This window comes from Nostoc sp., from assembly GCF_036917195.1.
Classification (GTDB): Bacteria; Cyanobacteriota; Cyanobacteriia; order Cyanobacteriales; family Nostocaceae; genus Nostoc.
Window position 1 is genome coordinate 84,920 of the sequence record NZ_JBALDG010000011.1, and the last position, 14,732, is coordinate 99,651.

The 14,732-nt window shown below is 42.6% G+C and carries 20 protein-coding genes; 10 read left to right on the forward strand and 10 right to left on the reverse strand.

The genetic code is table 11. The features are described 5' to 3' along the window. The 7 genes from V7K40_RS02755 (at window position 1) to V7K40_RS02785 (ending at window position 3,994) form a co-directional block, all read left to right on the forward strand. Window positions 1-600 (forward strand): nicotinate-nucleotide adenylyltransferase, encoded by a 600-nt coding sequence (locus V7K40_RS02755; RefSeq protein WP_334956666.1) that lies wholly within the window; start codon window positions 1-3, stop codon window positions 598-600. Then, window positions 561-1,307 carry an NUDIX domain-containing protein gene (locus V7K40_RS02760; RefSeq protein WP_334956490.1) on the forward strand — a complete coding sequence of 249 codons (747 nt, stop codon included), beginning with the start codon at window positions 561-563 and terminating at the stop codon, window positions 1,305-1,307. Before V7K40_RS02755 ends, V7K40_RS02760 begins: the two co-directional genes overlap by 40 nt. A gap of 104 nt (window positions 1,308-1,411) precedes the next feature. Then, window positions 1,412-1,561: a hypothetical protein gene (locus V7K40_RS02765; RefSeq protein WP_334956491.1), complete on the forward strand. Its 150-nt coding sequence runs from the start codon at window positions 1,412-1,414 to the stop codon at window positions 1,559-1,561. Beyond that, window positions 1,558-3,276, forward strand: coding sequence for an NAD+ synthase (locus tag V7K40_RS02770; RefSeq protein WP_334956493.1), 1,719 nt, complete (start codon window positions 1,558-1,560; stop codon window positions 3,274-3,276). The genes V7K40_RS02765 and V7K40_RS02770 overlap by 4 nt, the downstream gene beginning before the upstream one ends. Window positions 3,277-3,284: 8 nt before the next feature. Continuing rightward, on the forward strand, window positions 3,285-3,569 hold the full coding sequence (locus V7K40_RS02775) for a transferase hexapeptide repeat containing protein (RefSeq protein ID WP_334956495.1): 285 nt from the start codon (window positions 3,285-3,287) through the stop codon (window positions 3,567-3,569). Beyond that, window positions 3,566-3,739: a hypothetical protein gene (locus V7K40_RS02780; RefSeq protein WP_334956497.1), complete on the forward strand. Its 174-nt coding sequence runs from the start codon at window positions 3,566-3,568 to the stop codon at window positions 3,737-3,739. The genes V7K40_RS02775 and V7K40_RS02780 overlap by 4 nt, the downstream gene beginning before the upstream one ends. Before the next feature lie 36 nt (window positions 3,740-3,775). Beyond that, window positions 3,776-3,994, forward strand: a complete 219-nt coding sequence (locus tag V7K40_RS02785) for a type II toxin-antitoxin system VapC family toxin (protein WP_334956499.1) — start codon at window positions 3,776-3,778, stop codon at window positions 3,992-3,994. A gap of 96 nt (window positions 3,995-4,090) precedes the next feature. On the opposite strand, the gene V7K40_RS02790 is transcribed toward V7K40_RS02785, so the two are convergent. After that, on the reverse strand, window positions 4,091-4,309 hold the full coding sequence (locus V7K40_RS02790) for a hypothetical protein (protein WP_334956501.1): 219 nt from the start codon (window positions 4,307-4,309) through the stop codon (window positions 4,091-4,093). A gap of 307 nt (window positions 4,310-4,616) precedes the next feature. On the opposite strand from V7K40_RS02790, the gene V7K40_RS02795 reads away from it, so the two are divergent. Together V7K40_RS02795 and V7K40_RS02800 are read left to right on the forward strand one after the other, a co-directional pair. Beyond that, complete coding sequence (locus V7K40_RS02795; RefSeq protein ID WP_334956503.1) at window positions 4,617-4,835, forward strand: hypothetical protein; 219 nt, start codon at window positions 4,617-4,619, stop codon at window positions 4,833-4,835. Next, window positions 4,828-5,244: a retroviral-like aspartic protease gene (locus V7K40_RS02800; RefSeq protein WP_334956505.1), complete on the forward strand. Its 417-nt coding sequence runs from the start codon at window positions 4,828-4,830 to the stop codon at window positions 5,242-5,244. Before V7K40_RS02795 ends, V7K40_RS02800 begins: the two co-directional genes overlap by 8 nt. A gap of 398 nt (window positions 5,245-5,642) precedes the next feature. On the opposite strand, the gene V7K40_RS02805 is transcribed toward V7K40_RS02800, so the two are convergent. Further along, window positions 5,643-6,716, reverse strand: a complete 1,074-nt coding sequence (locus V7K40_RS02805) for a TIR domain-containing protein (RefSeq protein WP_334956507.1) — start codon at window positions 6,714-6,716, stop codon at window positions 5,643-5,645. After that, complete coding sequence (locus V7K40_RS02810; protein WP_334956509.1) at window positions 6,664-8,832, reverse strand: COR domain-containing protein; 2,169 nt, start codon at window positions 8,830-8,832, stop codon at window positions 6,664-6,666. Before V7K40_RS02810 ends, V7K40_RS02805 begins: the two co-directional genes overlap by 53 nt. Window positions 8,833-8,961: 129 nt before the next feature. Between V7K40_RS02810 and V7K40_RS02815 the strand changes: the two genes are divergently transcribed. After that, complete coding sequence (locus V7K40_RS02815) at window positions 8,962-9,870, forward strand: peptidoglycan-binding protein (protein ID WP_334956511.1); 909 nt, start codon at window positions 8,962-8,964, stop codon at window positions 9,868-9,870. Between the two features lie 182 nt (window positions 9,871-10,052). Here the strand turns inward: V7K40_RS02815 and hemJ are convergent, their stop codons facing one another. From hemJ to V7K40_RS02850, 7 genes are all read right to left on the reverse strand, one after another. Then, the gene (gene hemJ, locus V7K40_RS02820; protein ID WP_334956513.1) at window positions 10,053-10,634 is read right to left on the reverse strand and encodes a protoporphyrinogen oxidase HemJ; all 582 of its coding nucleotides are present in this window, start codon (window positions 10,632-10,634) and stop codon (window positions 10,053-10,055) included. Between the two features lie 198 nt (window positions 10,635-10,832). Further along, on the reverse strand, window positions 10,833-11,684 hold the full coding sequence (locus V7K40_RS02825; protein ID WP_334956515.1) for an alpha/beta fold hydrolase: 852 nt from the start codon (window positions 11,682-11,684) through the stop codon (window positions 10,833-10,835). 346 nt (window positions 11,685-12,030) lie between these two features. Next, entirely contained in the window at window positions 12,031-13,164 is a 1,134-nt protein-coding gene (locus V7K40_RS02830; protein ID WP_334956517.1) for an FAD-dependent oxidoreductase, read from the reverse strand. A 74-nt stretch (window positions 13,165-13,238) separates the two neighbouring features. Then, window positions 13,239-13,694: a photosystem II protein PsbQ gene (psbQ, locus tag V7K40_RS02835; protein WP_334956519.1), complete on the reverse strand. Its 456-nt coding sequence runs from the start codon at window positions 13,692-13,694 to the stop codon at window positions 13,239-13,241. Window positions 13,695-13,774: 80 nt separating this feature from the next. After that, a complete protein-coding gene (locus V7K40_RS02840; protein WP_334956521.1) occupies window positions 13,775-14,020 on the reverse strand; it encodes a hypothetical protein in 246 nt (81 codons plus the stop codon). Between the two features lie 299 nt (window positions 14,021-14,319). Continuing rightward, window positions 14,320-14,523 (reverse strand): hypothetical protein, encoded by a 204-nt coding sequence (locus tag V7K40_RS02845; RefSeq protein WP_334956523.1) that lies wholly within the window; start codon window positions 14,521-14,523, stop codon window positions 14,320-14,322. Between the two features lie 25 nt (window positions 14,524-14,548). Continuing rightward, window positions 14,549-14,722 (reverse strand): hypothetical protein, encoded by a 174-nt coding sequence (locus V7K40_RS02850; protein ID WP_334956525.1) that lies wholly within the window; start codon window positions 14,720-14,722, stop codon window positions 14,549-14,551. Between the last annotated feature and the right edge of the window lie 10 nt (window positions 14,723-14,732).

Here is a 14,732-nt window from a genome sequence, read left to right on the forward strand (position 1 = left end):
ATGAGAATTGCTTTGTTTGGAACGAGTGCCGATCCACCAACTGCTGGACATGAAGAAATTCTAAGTTGGTTGTCTAAGCGTTATGATTGGGTAGCGGTTTGGGCAGCAGATAATCCATTTAAGTCCCATCAAACACCCTTAGAACATCGGGCGGCAATGCTGCAATTGTTGATTGCGAATATAGACGCACCACGGCACAATATTGCTTTGGAACAAGAATTGAGTAGCTTCAGAACACTGGAAACAGTGGAAAAAGCAAAGGTCACTTGGGGTGAAGACGTTGAATTGACGTTGATCATTGGTTCAGATTTACTCAGTCAGCTACCACGTTGGTATCGGGTTGAAGATTTGTTACAGGAAGTGCAACTACTGATCGTGCCGCGACCGGGATATGCAATAGATGAGTCTAGTTCAGAGGTAGTGCAAAAGCTGGGAGGGAAAATTGCGATCGCTAGTCTGACCGGTCTAGATGTTTCCTCAACAGCGTACCGCGAACATGGAGATTCTAAAGCCCTCACAGCCCCTGTAGTTGCCTATATTAATCGAGAGCATTTGTACGAATGCCAGGACGTTCCCAAAAAAAGATACCAACTCCGCTAAACCAACAACCTTTGGCCGATTTCAAGGTTGGTGTTGATAATGTAATTTTTTCTGTAGATACTGTACAAAATCGGCTGTTAGTTTTACTAGTAATGCGACAGCAAGAACCATTTTTAAATCATTGGAGTCTTCCCGGTACTTTAGTACGTCGAGGAGAGTCTTTAGAAGATGCCGCCTATCGCATTATGGCGGAGAAAATTAAGGTAAACAATCTCTACTTAGAACAACTGTATACATTTGGAGGCCCAAATCGCGATCCACGGGAAGCAACCGATAGTTATGATGTGCGTTATCTATCAGTTAGTTACTTTGCCCTAGTGCGATTTGAGGAAGCCGAATTGATTGCCGATCGCGTAACTGGCATAGCTTGGTATCCAGTAAAACAAGTGCCGCAATTAGCTTTTGACCATAATGAAATTCTGGCCTATGGGCATGGGCGGTTGCGTAATAAATTAGAGTATAGCCCGGTGGCTTTTGAAGTCTTGCCAGAAATGTTCACCTTGAATGATTTATATCAGTTATACGCCACAGTTTTAGGTGACAACTTTTCCGATTATTCTAATTTTCGGGCGCGTCTACTCAAATTAGGTTTTTTATGTGATACCGGAATTAAGGTATCACGAGGTGCTGGTCGTCCAGCTAGTTTGTATAAGTTTGACGCCGAAGCTTTTGCTCCCTTAAAAGATAAACCTCTGGTGTTTATTTAACCAATCTCTACCCAAAGTCCAAAGTAATTAATTTTGACTCTGCCTATTTTGGATTTTAGATTTTAAATTTCTCCTTCAATCCCTTCGCTTTGGTGCAGTCGCTCATGGGGGAAACCCCCTACAGCCCTTCCCTAACGGGACGCCTTACGGCGAACGGGCATCCTACGGCAGGCGCTAGCCTCTCACGAATGGGAGAAGAACGCGCTGCTTCACCAAAATCCAAAATTGAACAACTCTTAACTAACCAAAAATGAAGATTGCGATCGCTCAAATTAATCCGACAATTGGTGATTTGCTTTTGAATGCCCAAAAAATCCTGGAGGCGGCACAACGAGCAGCATCTAGCGGTGTGCGTTTGTTGTTGACACCAGAACTTTCTTTGTGTGGCTATCCACCAAGGGATTTATTGCTAAATCCTAGTTTTGTGGAAGCGATGGGCATCACTTTGCAAAACTTGGCCCAGGATTTACCACCAAATTTAGCTGTATTGGTAGGAACTGTTGAACAGAACCTAAAAGCGTCTATTACTGGCGGTAAAACTTTATTTAACAGCATGGCTTTGTTAGAGAATGGCAAGGTCAAGCAAGTTTTTCACAAGCGACTTTTGCCTACTTACGATGTATTTGACGAACGTCGCTATTTTGAAGCAGGGTTGCAAGCTAATTATTTCACTCTAGATAATATCCATATTGGCGTAACTATTTGCGAAGATTTATGGAACGATGAAGAATTTTGGGGTAAACGGAGTTATGCAGTAAATCCAATTGCTGACTTAGCAATTCTGGGTGTAGATTTGATTGTAAATTTATCTGCTTCCCCCTACACTGTCGGCAAGCAGCAGTTTCGCGAAACAATGCTTAGGTATAGTGCAGTCCGTTTTCAACAACCGATTATTTATGCTAATCAGGTTGGGGGAAATGATGACCTAATTTTTGATGGGCGCAGTTTTGCCTTGAATCGTCAAGGTGAAATTATGTGTCGCACCCGTGGCTTTGACACTGATTTAGTGGTAGTCGAATTTGACGAGGCGCAACGGGATTTGCAGTTGGGTTCTGTAGCACCTGCATATGAATCGGAAGATGAAGAAATTTGGCAAGCTTTGGTTTTGGGAGTGCGAGATTATGCTCGCAAGTGTCGCTTTTCTAAAGTAGTGTTGGGTTTAAGTGGCGGGATTGACTCTGCAATAGTAGCAGCGCTCGCAACTGCTGCACTTGGTAAAGAAAATGTCCTTGGTGTTCTCATGCCTTCCCCTTATAGTTCGGAGCATTCCATTAGTGATGCTGTGGCATTAGCCGAAAATTTGGGGATTAAGACTAATCTTTTACCAATTGGGGAGTTAATGCAAGGCTTTGATCAAACATTAGGTGATTTGTTTGCAGGTACTGAGTTTGGACTGGCAGAAGAGAATATACAGTCCCGAATTCGGGGTAATTTATTAATGGCGATCGCTAACAAATTTGGCTATCTCCTCCTATCTACCGGTAACAAGTCAGAAATGGCAGTCGGTTACTGTACCCTCTACGGCGATATGAATGGCGGGTTAGCAGTAATTGCAGATGTTCCTAAAACCCGTGTATATTCACTTTGCAATTGGTTAAATCGCAATAATGAAATCATCCCGCAAAACGTGTTGACTAAACCACCCAGCGCTGAACTCAAACCAGGTCAAGTGGATCAAGACTCTCTACCGTCCTACGAAATTTTGGACGATATTTTGCAACGCCTGATTCACAACCACCAATCAGCAGCGCAAATTGTTACAGCAGGTCACGATCCGGTAATTGTAGACCGAGTAATCCAAATGGTGGCGCGGGCTGAATTTAAACGGCGACAAGCACCCCCCGGATTGAAAATCACCGATCGCGCTTTTGGAACCGGTTGGCGAATGCCAATTGCTAGTAACTGGGTTGGTGTCAAAAATGCTTACCAGACTAAAACCACAGCTACACCTAACCTTAGTTTGTTGTGATGGACAAAATGCTCATCCGCGTTGTCCAGGCGCGGATAAGCATTACCATTGAAACTAAAGTCTCAAAGAAAATTATGTTAGATGAAGCAAATTTTGAACAACGTTTAGCGACTCTTGAACAAACAGTTGCAGATATCAAACATCGAGTCATTGATGCGCCTACGTCTAATAATTGGCTGGAAAAGGTTATTGGCTCAATCTCTGATGAACCAGCATTTTTGGAAGCTTTAGAGTATGGTCGGTCATTACGCCACGCTGACATATTTACAGAAGAGACTGGCGAGCAACTGTGAGATATCTACTGGACACAGACCATATCAGTTTTCTTCAAAGACGTTCAGGAACAGAGTTTTTAGTATTAGCTGCTCATATTGCCCAGCATCAGGCTACAGATTTCGCTTTTTCTATTGTTAGTTTCCATGAGCAAGTAATTGGTGCTCATACCTTTATTACTCGTTCCTAAACACCTGGTGATGTAGTTCGGGGATATACTCTGCTAATGGAAATAATTCGGGGGTTTTCGGCAGCACCAATTTTACCATTTGATGCTGGAGCAGTAGCCATATTTGAAGGGTTACGATCGCAAAGAGTTCGCATCGCCACGATGGATTTAAGAATAGCTTCGATTGCACTTTCACGGAGCTTAGTATTATTGACTTGCAATACTAGCGACTTTAGCAAAGTTCCAAACTTAATAACACAGGATTGGACTGTGTAAGCTCCAAAGTGAATTAAAGAGCCAAAGATTTACTTTCAACCTTCACCATTCCACCTCTGAACTCGGAGATTGCACCTTTTAACACCAATTGTCGAGTTAAAAGAGCGTTGGCGCAGCCCGCCGCAGGCATCGCTCGACCTCAAAACCTGATTGTTCCACCTCTGAACACGAAGCTTCCACTTTGGAACAAGAATTGTCGAGTAAAAAGGGCGATCGCTTCACCTGTGAACACGAATTGTCGAGTAAAAAGGGCGATCGCTTCACCTGTGAACACGAATTGTCGAGTAAAAAGGCGATCGCTTTACTTGTGAACATGAATTGTCGAGTAAAAAGAGCGACCGCTTAACCTTTTATCCTCGAAATTGCGGCTTTAATCCTCACGATTCGAGTTCTAAACTCGGAAGTTGCACCTTTGAACATCTAATTGTCGAGTTCAAAACGCAAAGGCGTGTCCCGTCACAGACATCGCTTTGTTTGTTTTGATAATTGGTTAATAGCGATGCCTGCGGCGAGCTGCGTGCGCCAACGCCTTTTGTTGATGATGCGATGCCACAAACTTTGTAACCACCTTATAGTAGTTGTAAAAATATAAAAAGTATTTAGTCGTTATCTTCAACTTGATATGAACGCAGCAGATTTATTCCCAACCTTGCACAAGCTATCTCGTGCAGATAAACTCAAGGTCATGCAGTTTTTAGTTCAAGAACTAGCGACTGAAGAAGAAACATTGTCGTTACAGCCAGGAGTCACTTATCATGTGTGGTCTCCCTATAATTCCCATGAAGCTGCTAATAAACTAGGCGCACTCCTAGAAGAAGACAGACAGGTAAACGATGCTTAATTCACAAAGATTTCCCTTTGTTGAAAGTCGTGATTTGTTCGGGGATATCGATGCAGTACCAATATTACCTTTGACGTTAAGCTATAAAAATTCTGTCGTCAACGTTTCAGGTTTATTGGATACTGGAGCTAGTATTAATGTTTTACCTTACAGTCTAGGTATTGAGTTAGGGGTGTCTTGGGAAGAATTAACAACCTCAGTGCAACTGGCTGGAAACCTTGCACCAGTTGAAGCAAAAGGGTTAATTCTATCTGCTCAAATAGCCAGCTTTGCACCAGTTCGATTGGTATTTGCTTGGAGTCTCACGGATGATGTGCCGTTACTTTTAGGACGCATGAATTTTTTCTTAGAATTTGATGTCTGTTTTTATCGTTCGCAGATGGCGTTTGAACTGTCTTCTAAGTCGTAAATCCGATCACTCGACCTCAAAGCTTCACCATTCCACCTCTGAACTCGAAGATTGCACCTTTTAACACCAATTGTCGAGTTAAAAGAGCGTTGGCGCAGCCCGCCGCAGGCATCGCTTAACCTTTAAGCCTCGAAATTGCACCTTTTATCCTCGAAGTTGCACCTTTTATCCTCGAAGTTGCACCTTTAAGCCTCGAAGTTGCGCCTTTTATCCTCGAAGTTGCGCCTTTAAGCCTCGAAGTTGCGCCTTTTATCCTCGAAGTTGCGCCTTTAACCCCGATTATTCTACTTTTGAACTTAAAGCTTGCACCTCACAACACAAATTGTCGAGTTAAAAGGGTCTAAGTCTAGATTGTCAGAGACATTGCTCAACCTCTGAGCTTAATCAATAGGTTATTTTTACTCATCTAAACGGTGTGCAATCGCGTTCACCAATCTCTCAAATTCTGATTCGCTGTGAATATCTTCAGTCTGAGTATTCATGTCTCTCAGCAGGTCGGTAAGTTTGGCGATCGTGCTACGTATCTCTCTGTATTGGTCAATATCTTCTCGAAATCCTTGCAAATTATCTGCATCTACTTTTTTCAACGCTGCGTTTAACTCTTTGATTTTCTCTTCCCAGTACTCAATATATTTAATTCTTTCAATAGGGTTAAAAATATTGGCATCTGTTAAAAGAATAGGAAAGATTCGCTGATATAAATTCCCATTTTTAGAAATTTCAACCAGTTCATACATACAATTTTCGGACTTCAAATACTGGTCGCTGATTACTAAAATTACGCATCTGCCACGGCTCAAACGCTGCATGAATTCTTTAAATCTTTCTTTATAGCCAATTGCATTGGTATCACGAATAATTTTGATATCTTTGGCTTCAAATGCTTGCTCTATCTTTGCTACAAGTTGTTTGCTTTCTTTATCCCGCCAAGTGTAGGAGATAAATACTTGCTTTTGATTGCTATCTTGTAATCGATGCGTCAATGATTCATCTCGCTTTCGTTCCAGTTCGTTTTGCAACTGTGCAACCTGGGGGTTGAGTTCCCTATCTGGTCTATCGAGTTGGAGCATGACATCATCAATTAACCTACGGACATTTACCATTTGAAAGCTTTTCCTGCATTGAATCAGGTAAGCACTATGATCTAGGAAATCACGCAGTTCGTTCAGAGGATAACTATAAGGAGTTTGGCTTCCTTCACATTTTTCGCAGTTACAAGGAACTAGGGTTTGATATTGCAAACGTTCATAAGAGTTGTGGATTTTTTCGAGTTCATGGGTGATCACAGCCATCAATTCTTTTGTACGGTTTCCGGCTACACGGATTTTAATTTCCCGTTGATTGTAGTTTTCAATGATTTCAGCACGAGTTTGGTCTTTGTTGAGAACAACACCGTTTTTCCAAACGAGTTTTTGCTGTTCAATCCAAGGATGCGTCTCGACAATAAAGCGGGTGAGGATGCCTTTGGGCATGAATGTATAGGTGTAGCGCAGGATTATTGCGATCGTCCCAGGTATAATCAGCTTTTTCAATGGAAAGTAATTGAGGCGCAATATAAATGTCATGGCGACCCGGAATTTCGTAGCAAAGCTTGAACCGCATCATTAATTGCAGGAGTTCATCTCGCATATCAGCATATTCGCCGCTTTTCCAAATATCTTTGAGGTTTTCCTTGGTAAAACAACCTAGCTCTTGCTTGACAGTTTGACTGTCCAAAACTCTGTAAACGGCAGTTGTCCCCCATTCCGGTTTGAGAATGACATAGTGTTTGAGTGTAGAATCGTCTTGAAAGTGCAGGCAAACGCCGAGGTCGTGGAGATAGCTGCTCAAGCGCAGCATGTCTTTCTTGTCAATTAAATTATTGACTCGGCAAAGGGTAAAGTATTCTTCAACGCTGATGTAATTTCGGGAATCGTTCTCTAAGGCTGCTCTGACTCTTACCCAGAGTTTTGGTAAAGGTGTACCAACATGGTCAAGATTACTGATGTAAAGCTGAATAGCTTTTTTAATCTCTGCTAAACCTCGATTAGTATTTAAATTGGTTGCCAGAATTTCCTTGAGGTTGTCAAATTCTCCTCGTAACTGCCCACCATCGACTTCGCACTGACGGTCTTGTTTTTCGTTTTTGATGATGAAAACTGGGCTTTTGTCGCTCAAGAGTTCAACAACCTTCAACCACCAGTAAAAACCAGTGTTTTCTTTGCGAGTGTCGGCAACTAAAGCATAGAGAGAACGCTTGCTAAGGAAAAACTGATGGGTTTGATGGTAGATTTCCTGACCGCCAAAATCCCAGATGTTAACGCGAAAATCTTTGCCATTGGGCAGTGTAAAGTGCCACCGGATCACCTCAATGCCTTCAGTTGATTTTTCATTCGCCTGGAGTTTATAGTTTTCGTCTTTTATTTTCTTGGCTAAAGAGGTTTTACCGGCTTCTCCTTCGCCAATAATCAAGAGTTTTGCTTCGTAGAAAGGTTCGGTTTCGGCTGGATCTTGCACCCGAAAATAGAAATTGAGAATTTTATTTACATCACCTGGATCTTCGGATAAATCTTTTGTCCCCAAAATTTCTGGTGGAATGGGGAGTGGATTTCTACGAAGATCCAGCTTTTTTAGGTTTGCCAGTTCCCTGATTTCCTTTGGCAGACTGCTCAGTTGATTACTGCTGAGGTAGAGGGATTGCAGGTTGGTGAGTTGGACTATTTCGGGTGGCAGACTGCTCAGTTGATTACTGCGGAGGTCGAGGGTTTGCAGGTTGGTGAGTTGGCCAAATTCCGGTGGCAGACTGCTCAGTTGATTACTGCGGAGGTCGAGGGTTTGCAGGTTGGTGAGTTGGACAATTTCCGGTGGCAGACTGCTCAGTTGATTAAAGCTGAGGTCGAGGGATTGCAGGTTGGTGAGTTGGCCAATTTCCGGTGACAGACTGCTCAATTGATTAAACCAGAGGTTGAGGGATTGCAGGTTGGTGAGTTGGCCAATTTCCGGTGACAGACTGCTCAATTGATTAAACCAGAGGTTAAGGGATTGCAGGTTGGTGAGTTGGACAATTTCCGGTGGCAGACTGCTCAATTGATTAAAGCTGAGGTCGAGGATTTGCAAGTTGGTGAGTTGGACAATTTCCGGTGGCAGACTGCTCAGTTGATTACTGCTGAGATTGAGCGTTTGCAAGTTGGTGAGTTGGACAATTTCCGGTGGCAGACTGCTCAGTTGATTACTGATGAGATTGAGCGTTTGCAGGTTGGTGAGTTGGACAATTTCCGGTGGCAGACTGCTCAGTTGATTACTGCTGAGGTCGAGGATTTGCAGGTTGGTGAGTTGGACAATTTCCGGTGGCAGACTGCTCAGTTGATTACTGATGAGATTGAGCGATCGCAGGTTAGTGAGTTGCCCAATTTCCGATGGCAGCGTTGTTAAGTCTTTGTTAGAAAGGTCTAATTTTGTCACATTGTCTCTGACAGCTTGTTCAATAATTTCCAGCAGTTCTTCGTTAGTCATTTGGTACAGAGGCGATGCCTGATGACAAGTTGCTGCTTGAACGAGCAGCAGAGAAATTGAGCTAATTAACAATGTAGCTTGTATCAACGATCGCATTCAGGCAATGTGCGTGCGATCGCAGACTCCAGATGACATCATATTTGAGCTTAGAGTATAGTTTTAGACGACATCAGTTTTAAAAATGATGTTTATACTTAGAAATCAGTAAATGAAAGCAGGTGCATAATGAAACTACAAGATTTCTTGGGAAAAGATGAGAAATGGTCATTTGATGCGATCGCTGAAGATGCAGAGTTGGCTCGTCAGATTCAGATATTGTTAATCGGCTTAGGTTTGCTAGAACCTCCAGCTGATGGGAAATTTGGCCCTGTTTCTGTGATATCTCTCAAAAAATTTCAAGAATTAACAAAGACTGAAGAGAGTGGCTTTTTAGGAGCAGTCACAGCCAAAAAACTAATTGAAACCAAAATAGATGATCTTCCTAAACCCCCGTTAAAACTAGGCAATGACATCGCTAGTAAGATTGTGAAATATATGCTATCCAAAGGTTATCAGGTATTTACCAATCCAAAAGAATACAACATTGTTTATGTAGAGGGTATAGATGCAAACTGGACTCTTAACAGTGATACACCCAATCAATTTAATGATCGGCGGATTGTGATTGAAGTAGTAAATGGCGTTCCCAAAATCGTAGATAACTGGGAAGCTACTACAGAACCAGGGAAGTACTACACTTATAATCCGATGAATCCCAAAGGAGCAGCTAGGATTCAGTTTGGACAATATAAAGCTTGGGCCGTTGGTACCCACGGCACAGCAGAGCCTCATGAAGCATTAGTGCAAGTTGGAGATATAACTGTTTGTAGAGATTTTAATAAAGATTTTAAACGGACTAGCGACAAACTTGATACAGGTGATGATTTTTATGTGAATCAACACTACGGCTTTGATTTCCCCCGGAATGATATTCGCCTTGCTAGTGCGGGTTGTTTAGTGGGACGTACTCGTGAGGGACATAGAGAGTTTATGGGGATTATTAAACAAGACCGACGTTATGTCGCTAATCGTAAATATACTTTTTACACTACCGTGATTCCTGGGGATGATTTACTCAAAAAGTTTCCAAAATGAGGTAAGCTGTTCCACATTTAATTTACACAATTTAGAGGCTGAAACTCATACCCAGAGGACGTCCAGTTAGAAAACTAGATATGCATTAGCTTAATAGGTAATTGGTAGTAGTTGTTGTGATGCAACGTTTGGTAGGGATACACAGATGTGCATCCCTACTTTATGTGAGGCAGCAACTTTGTCTAACCTTGTTCTTGTGGTTGCCCTATCTGTGCCGTCAGTTTCTCTTTATCTTGCCTGCGTTTTTTGGCGTAAAGCTGAATAGTGACTGCCATCAAAATAATCATGGCAAAAATAGCCCAGGCAGCGATATCTGTAGGTAGATTATTCTTAAATACAGCCAGTAGGACGATCGCTACTAACATAACTGTAGGTGCTTCATTTAAAGCACGTAATTGCTGACTATTCCAACCACATTCATCTACTGCTAATTTCTTCATCAGCCGAGCGCAGTAATGATGATAGCCAATTAAAATGGCAACAAACAACAGTTTTATATGCAACCAGCCCTCTTTTAAAACGTCTGGTTCAGTGGTTAGTAAACCGATGGCCATTGCGATCGTCACGAACATTCCTGGGTTAGTAATAATAGAGTAGAGGCGCTTTTCCATAATTTGATACTGATTTTTCAGTATCGTTCGTGCTGGTTCAGGTTCTTGATTAGCTTCAACGTGATAGATAAAAAGACGTACTAGGTAGAACAAACCAGCGAACCAGACTACAAATCCGACAATATGAAAGGCTTTAAACCATGAATAAGCCATGACTCTTAATCTCCTTTATTTGTAGTTGTGATGTATTTTTAATGGTAATAAAAAGTTCACAAATGCAGGCGGGATAACATTTATAAATCTAGCAAAGATCCAGAACTTATTTCTTTACCACAGATAAATCCCGATGAATTATCTGTGTTTATCTGTGGTTTCATTTTTATAATATCGATTTTTGCCAAAGAGATATTGTCAATGTGTATCTTTACGACGCACAAAGGGTAAAAGGTCTTCCAAAATCGCCTCATGGTAGTGTTCTTGAGGATAATGTCCGACGTTATTAAGTTTTATTAATTCGGCATTTGGTGCAGAATCTGTAAAATTTTGGGCAATGTCTACAGATAACCAAGGGTCAATCATCCCCCATTGAATCAGAATTGGCTGTTGCCATTCTTTAAAGCCAGATTCGATTTCTGTCATTGCTGAATCAAGTTGTAAATTGCGAATACTTGATAAGAGACTTCGACCAGATGCAGAAGCTTTCAAAAATGGTTTGCGATAAATATCTAAATCCTTATCTCCGATGCGATAACGGCTACCACCTTCTAGCGTCCGGTCAACTAATAGGGGGTCTTGGGTCATGACTTCACCTACCAAAGGTAAACCCATTTGTTTAATTTTCCAGGGTAATTTAGCAGCAGTTGAAATTGGTGTATTTAAGATAGCTAAATTAGCAATTTGTTCTGGGTGACGCAAGGCATATTGTAGTCCTACAGAACCTAAAAAGCCTTGTACAACTAAAGAAAAATGTTCAATTTCTAAAGCTTTGATAAATCCTTCTAAAGCTGTGATGAAAGCATCGGGAGTGTAAGCAAAATCTCGTTTTTCTGGTTTTAAAGAATTGCCATAACCAATCCAATCTGGAGCGATCGCTCTTGTACCCTGATTCGCTAAAGCAGGTATAATATTACGCCAACTATAACTTTGTGAAACTAAGCCGTGTAGCAACAACACAGGCGCTAAGTCAGTTCTACCGATTGGTAAAGATTCGCGATAAAACCATTCCAGTGAATCTACATTGATTTTATGTTCTGTTATTGACACGCTATTTTCCTATGGATTGGGCATTAGGCACTTGTACTGAGCGAAGTCGAAGTATTGGGCATGGGGCATCGGGCATTGGCCAAACAGGGCACTTGTACTGAGCTTGTCCTAAGCGGACCTGTACTGAGCGCAGCCGAAGTATTGCCTTGAGCGAACGCAAGAGCGTCTCTAAGAGTTGGCGAAAGGAGCCGACTTGTGCCGAGTGTTCGCGCTGCGTCTCTAAGAGTTGCCCAGGTAAGGGCGGCGTCGTAAAGCCTGCGGCATAGCTACGCTTAAGGCGCAGCCTTTCGTAGAGAAGTTATTGGGTATTAGTTATTTTCTTTCTTCCCCTGCTCCCCCTGCTCCCTCATCCCCCTGCTCCCACTCCCTGAGGAATAATCATCTCACGAATTGCATAAGCTGTGGCGGGTGCAAGTAAAACGCCGTTGCGGTAGTGTCCGGTAGCTAGGAGGACATTATTAAACCCTGATAACTTACCAATAACTGGGGCTGGGCGTCCTTCAGGACGAGGACGTAACCCCGACCAAGTGCGGATAATAGTTGCTGTGGCTAACTCTGGGCAAAATGCGATCGCTTGTTCTCTAGCAGATTCCAGCAGTTCTTGATTTGGCGGTATTTCATTTTCATTGCTGGGAAATTCCACTGTTGCACCCACCCAATAATCTTCACCCCCCACAGGAATAATATGGACATCGTTACCTGTAATCGCTGGCTGGAAGTCAGGATTGCCTAATGGATGCCTTACACGTACTTGCAATGCTTGCCCAAGCACAGGACGGATATCAATTATCTGATTTAATTTTGCTGTCAATGGTGTTGAACCTAGCCCTGCTGCGACTACAAACCAATCAGCGACTATTTTTCCCTCTGTAGTCTCAAGTTGAACGCAAAATTGGGGGGAAGACTCAGGTGGTGAGGTTTGGGCATCCAAAACAGTCACGCCAAATTTGAAAGTTACACCATTTTGCTGGGCAGCCTCAACTAAAGCTAATGTGAGGGCAGTTGGATCAAGTTGACGGTCTTGAGGAGAATAGACAGCGTTAGTAATTTTTTCGTGATCAACTTGAGGACACATATTCTGGAGTTTAGCAGTGTCCCAAATTTCTAAATGCCAGCCTTGAGAGTGGCGAATTTCTACTAGTTTTTTCCATGCTGAGATTCCCTCAACCCCCGTATTCAAGGGGGGAGCAGACAAAAGCATGAGAATTCCCTGGCGATTAAAAGGGATTTTGCGACCTGTTAAAGCTTCTAGTTCAGGAATCAAAGTTTCATAGCGTTGGATGCTAGTTTGTCGCATCTGCCAAGCTTTGCCCTTAATTTTTTGACTGATTGCGCCCATCAAAACGCCAAGTGCAGCGCCCGTGGAAGCTTGTGCTGGTGGTTGTTGATCGCAAACCGTGATTTTTAGCCCTTTTACTTGACTTAGTTCATAGGCGATCAGAGCCCCAACTACACCACAACCGATAATAACTACATTCATGACTTGTGCTTAGAGTTAGAAGTGAGAAGTTAGGAGTTAAAAATTTAAAATTCCTAACTCCTAACTCTTAACTTCTAACTCTCTTCTGCTTTAGGAAGCAGATCAAGGAATTTGTCAATATCTGCAAAAGCAGCTTGGGAGTTACTTGAGGCAGTTTGAGGATTGCCAGCACTAGTAGCTTTATCAAGTTTAACCAGGTCGTTAAACAAATCTCGCGTTATTTGACGTGCTGTGGGTTGGTCTTTAGGTAGAAGGTTGGAAGTGACATAAGTCAGGTTCAGCCTTGCTTCTGTTATCGGGCCATGTATAAAGTTACGCACGTTGATCCAATCACCTCTTTGGATCAGGGTTTTCAACTCTTGTGAGCGATCGCGCACAGCCTGAATTTCAGGAACATATGCCTGAATTCTTTCAAGTTGTGTTGCCGTGTAAGTTGGAGGTGCCACCGCGACACCAGGACCGCCACAACTAATGAGGAATGTGGCCAATAATACTAGAACAAATGAAAAAATCGAGCGTTGACGCGCCATACACTGAATTTAATTGCTTTTATGTTTACCGATTAACAGTGTCATTTTAGATCGCTAGCGCAATTTATCGTTCACTCTAGTCAACTTTTAACCAAACCGCGCTGCCTGGCTGCAACTTTCATCCTCACCAATTTAAGCAGGCGGCCGGAGCCTTTCTCAGTATCTAGCAGTTCGCCCAACTCGTGTACTATGTAATCACTAAGGCGTAATTGTTTGGGTTCAATTATAGTAAAAACCCATTGCCACAAGGCTTTACGACATAAGTCGCTACCTCCAATTACCTTATTTTTATGTTTATCGCCCGATGATTCCAGTGACCAAACCATAGCCAAAGCTTTCTGAAACTTCCTCAACGAAAGGTGTCGCTTAGTACAGTTTTGTGTAAAAACGTAGCGTTTTTAATGCAGGAGAACGCATTGACATTCCTTTGGAATGCATTGGCATTGCGTCGGGATGCATTAACAATGCGACCGAAGCATTAACAATGCAAGCCGGTGCATTAACAAGGCGGCTGATGCATTAACAATGCAAGCCGATGTATTAACAAGGCGGCTGATGCATTGGCATTGCAGAATATTGCCAAATTAAATTCGCTACGAATATAACGTGCGAATACAGCGCGGTATTATTGAAAGCGTGAATCATTGAGCAGTTGGTGTAACTCCTCCTCGATGCTGAATTCCTCCCACTGGAGATTGCACAAGCGCTCGGCATGGTGGCAAACAGTGGCTCTCAAGCCCAATCCAATGGTCAGCTTGTACAGTAAATCGTATTTCTTGCTTTGGCGATCGCAAATCGCAGTTACGGATAGTAAGACGCGAAAAGTCAATTAGCAGAAAGTTTAAAAACAGAACCTAACGTGCAACTGAGTCCCGACAGATTAAGACGGGTACTGCTGTGACTTCTAATCTTGATAAAGCCAGAGTCCGAACTGGGAAACCATCACCTTCGGTGGCAGCGATTTCGGCAGGTTTTTCCCGGCTGGTAAGCAGCACACAGCTTTGATGTCCAGTTTTCCCAATCACCACAAAAGTTCGC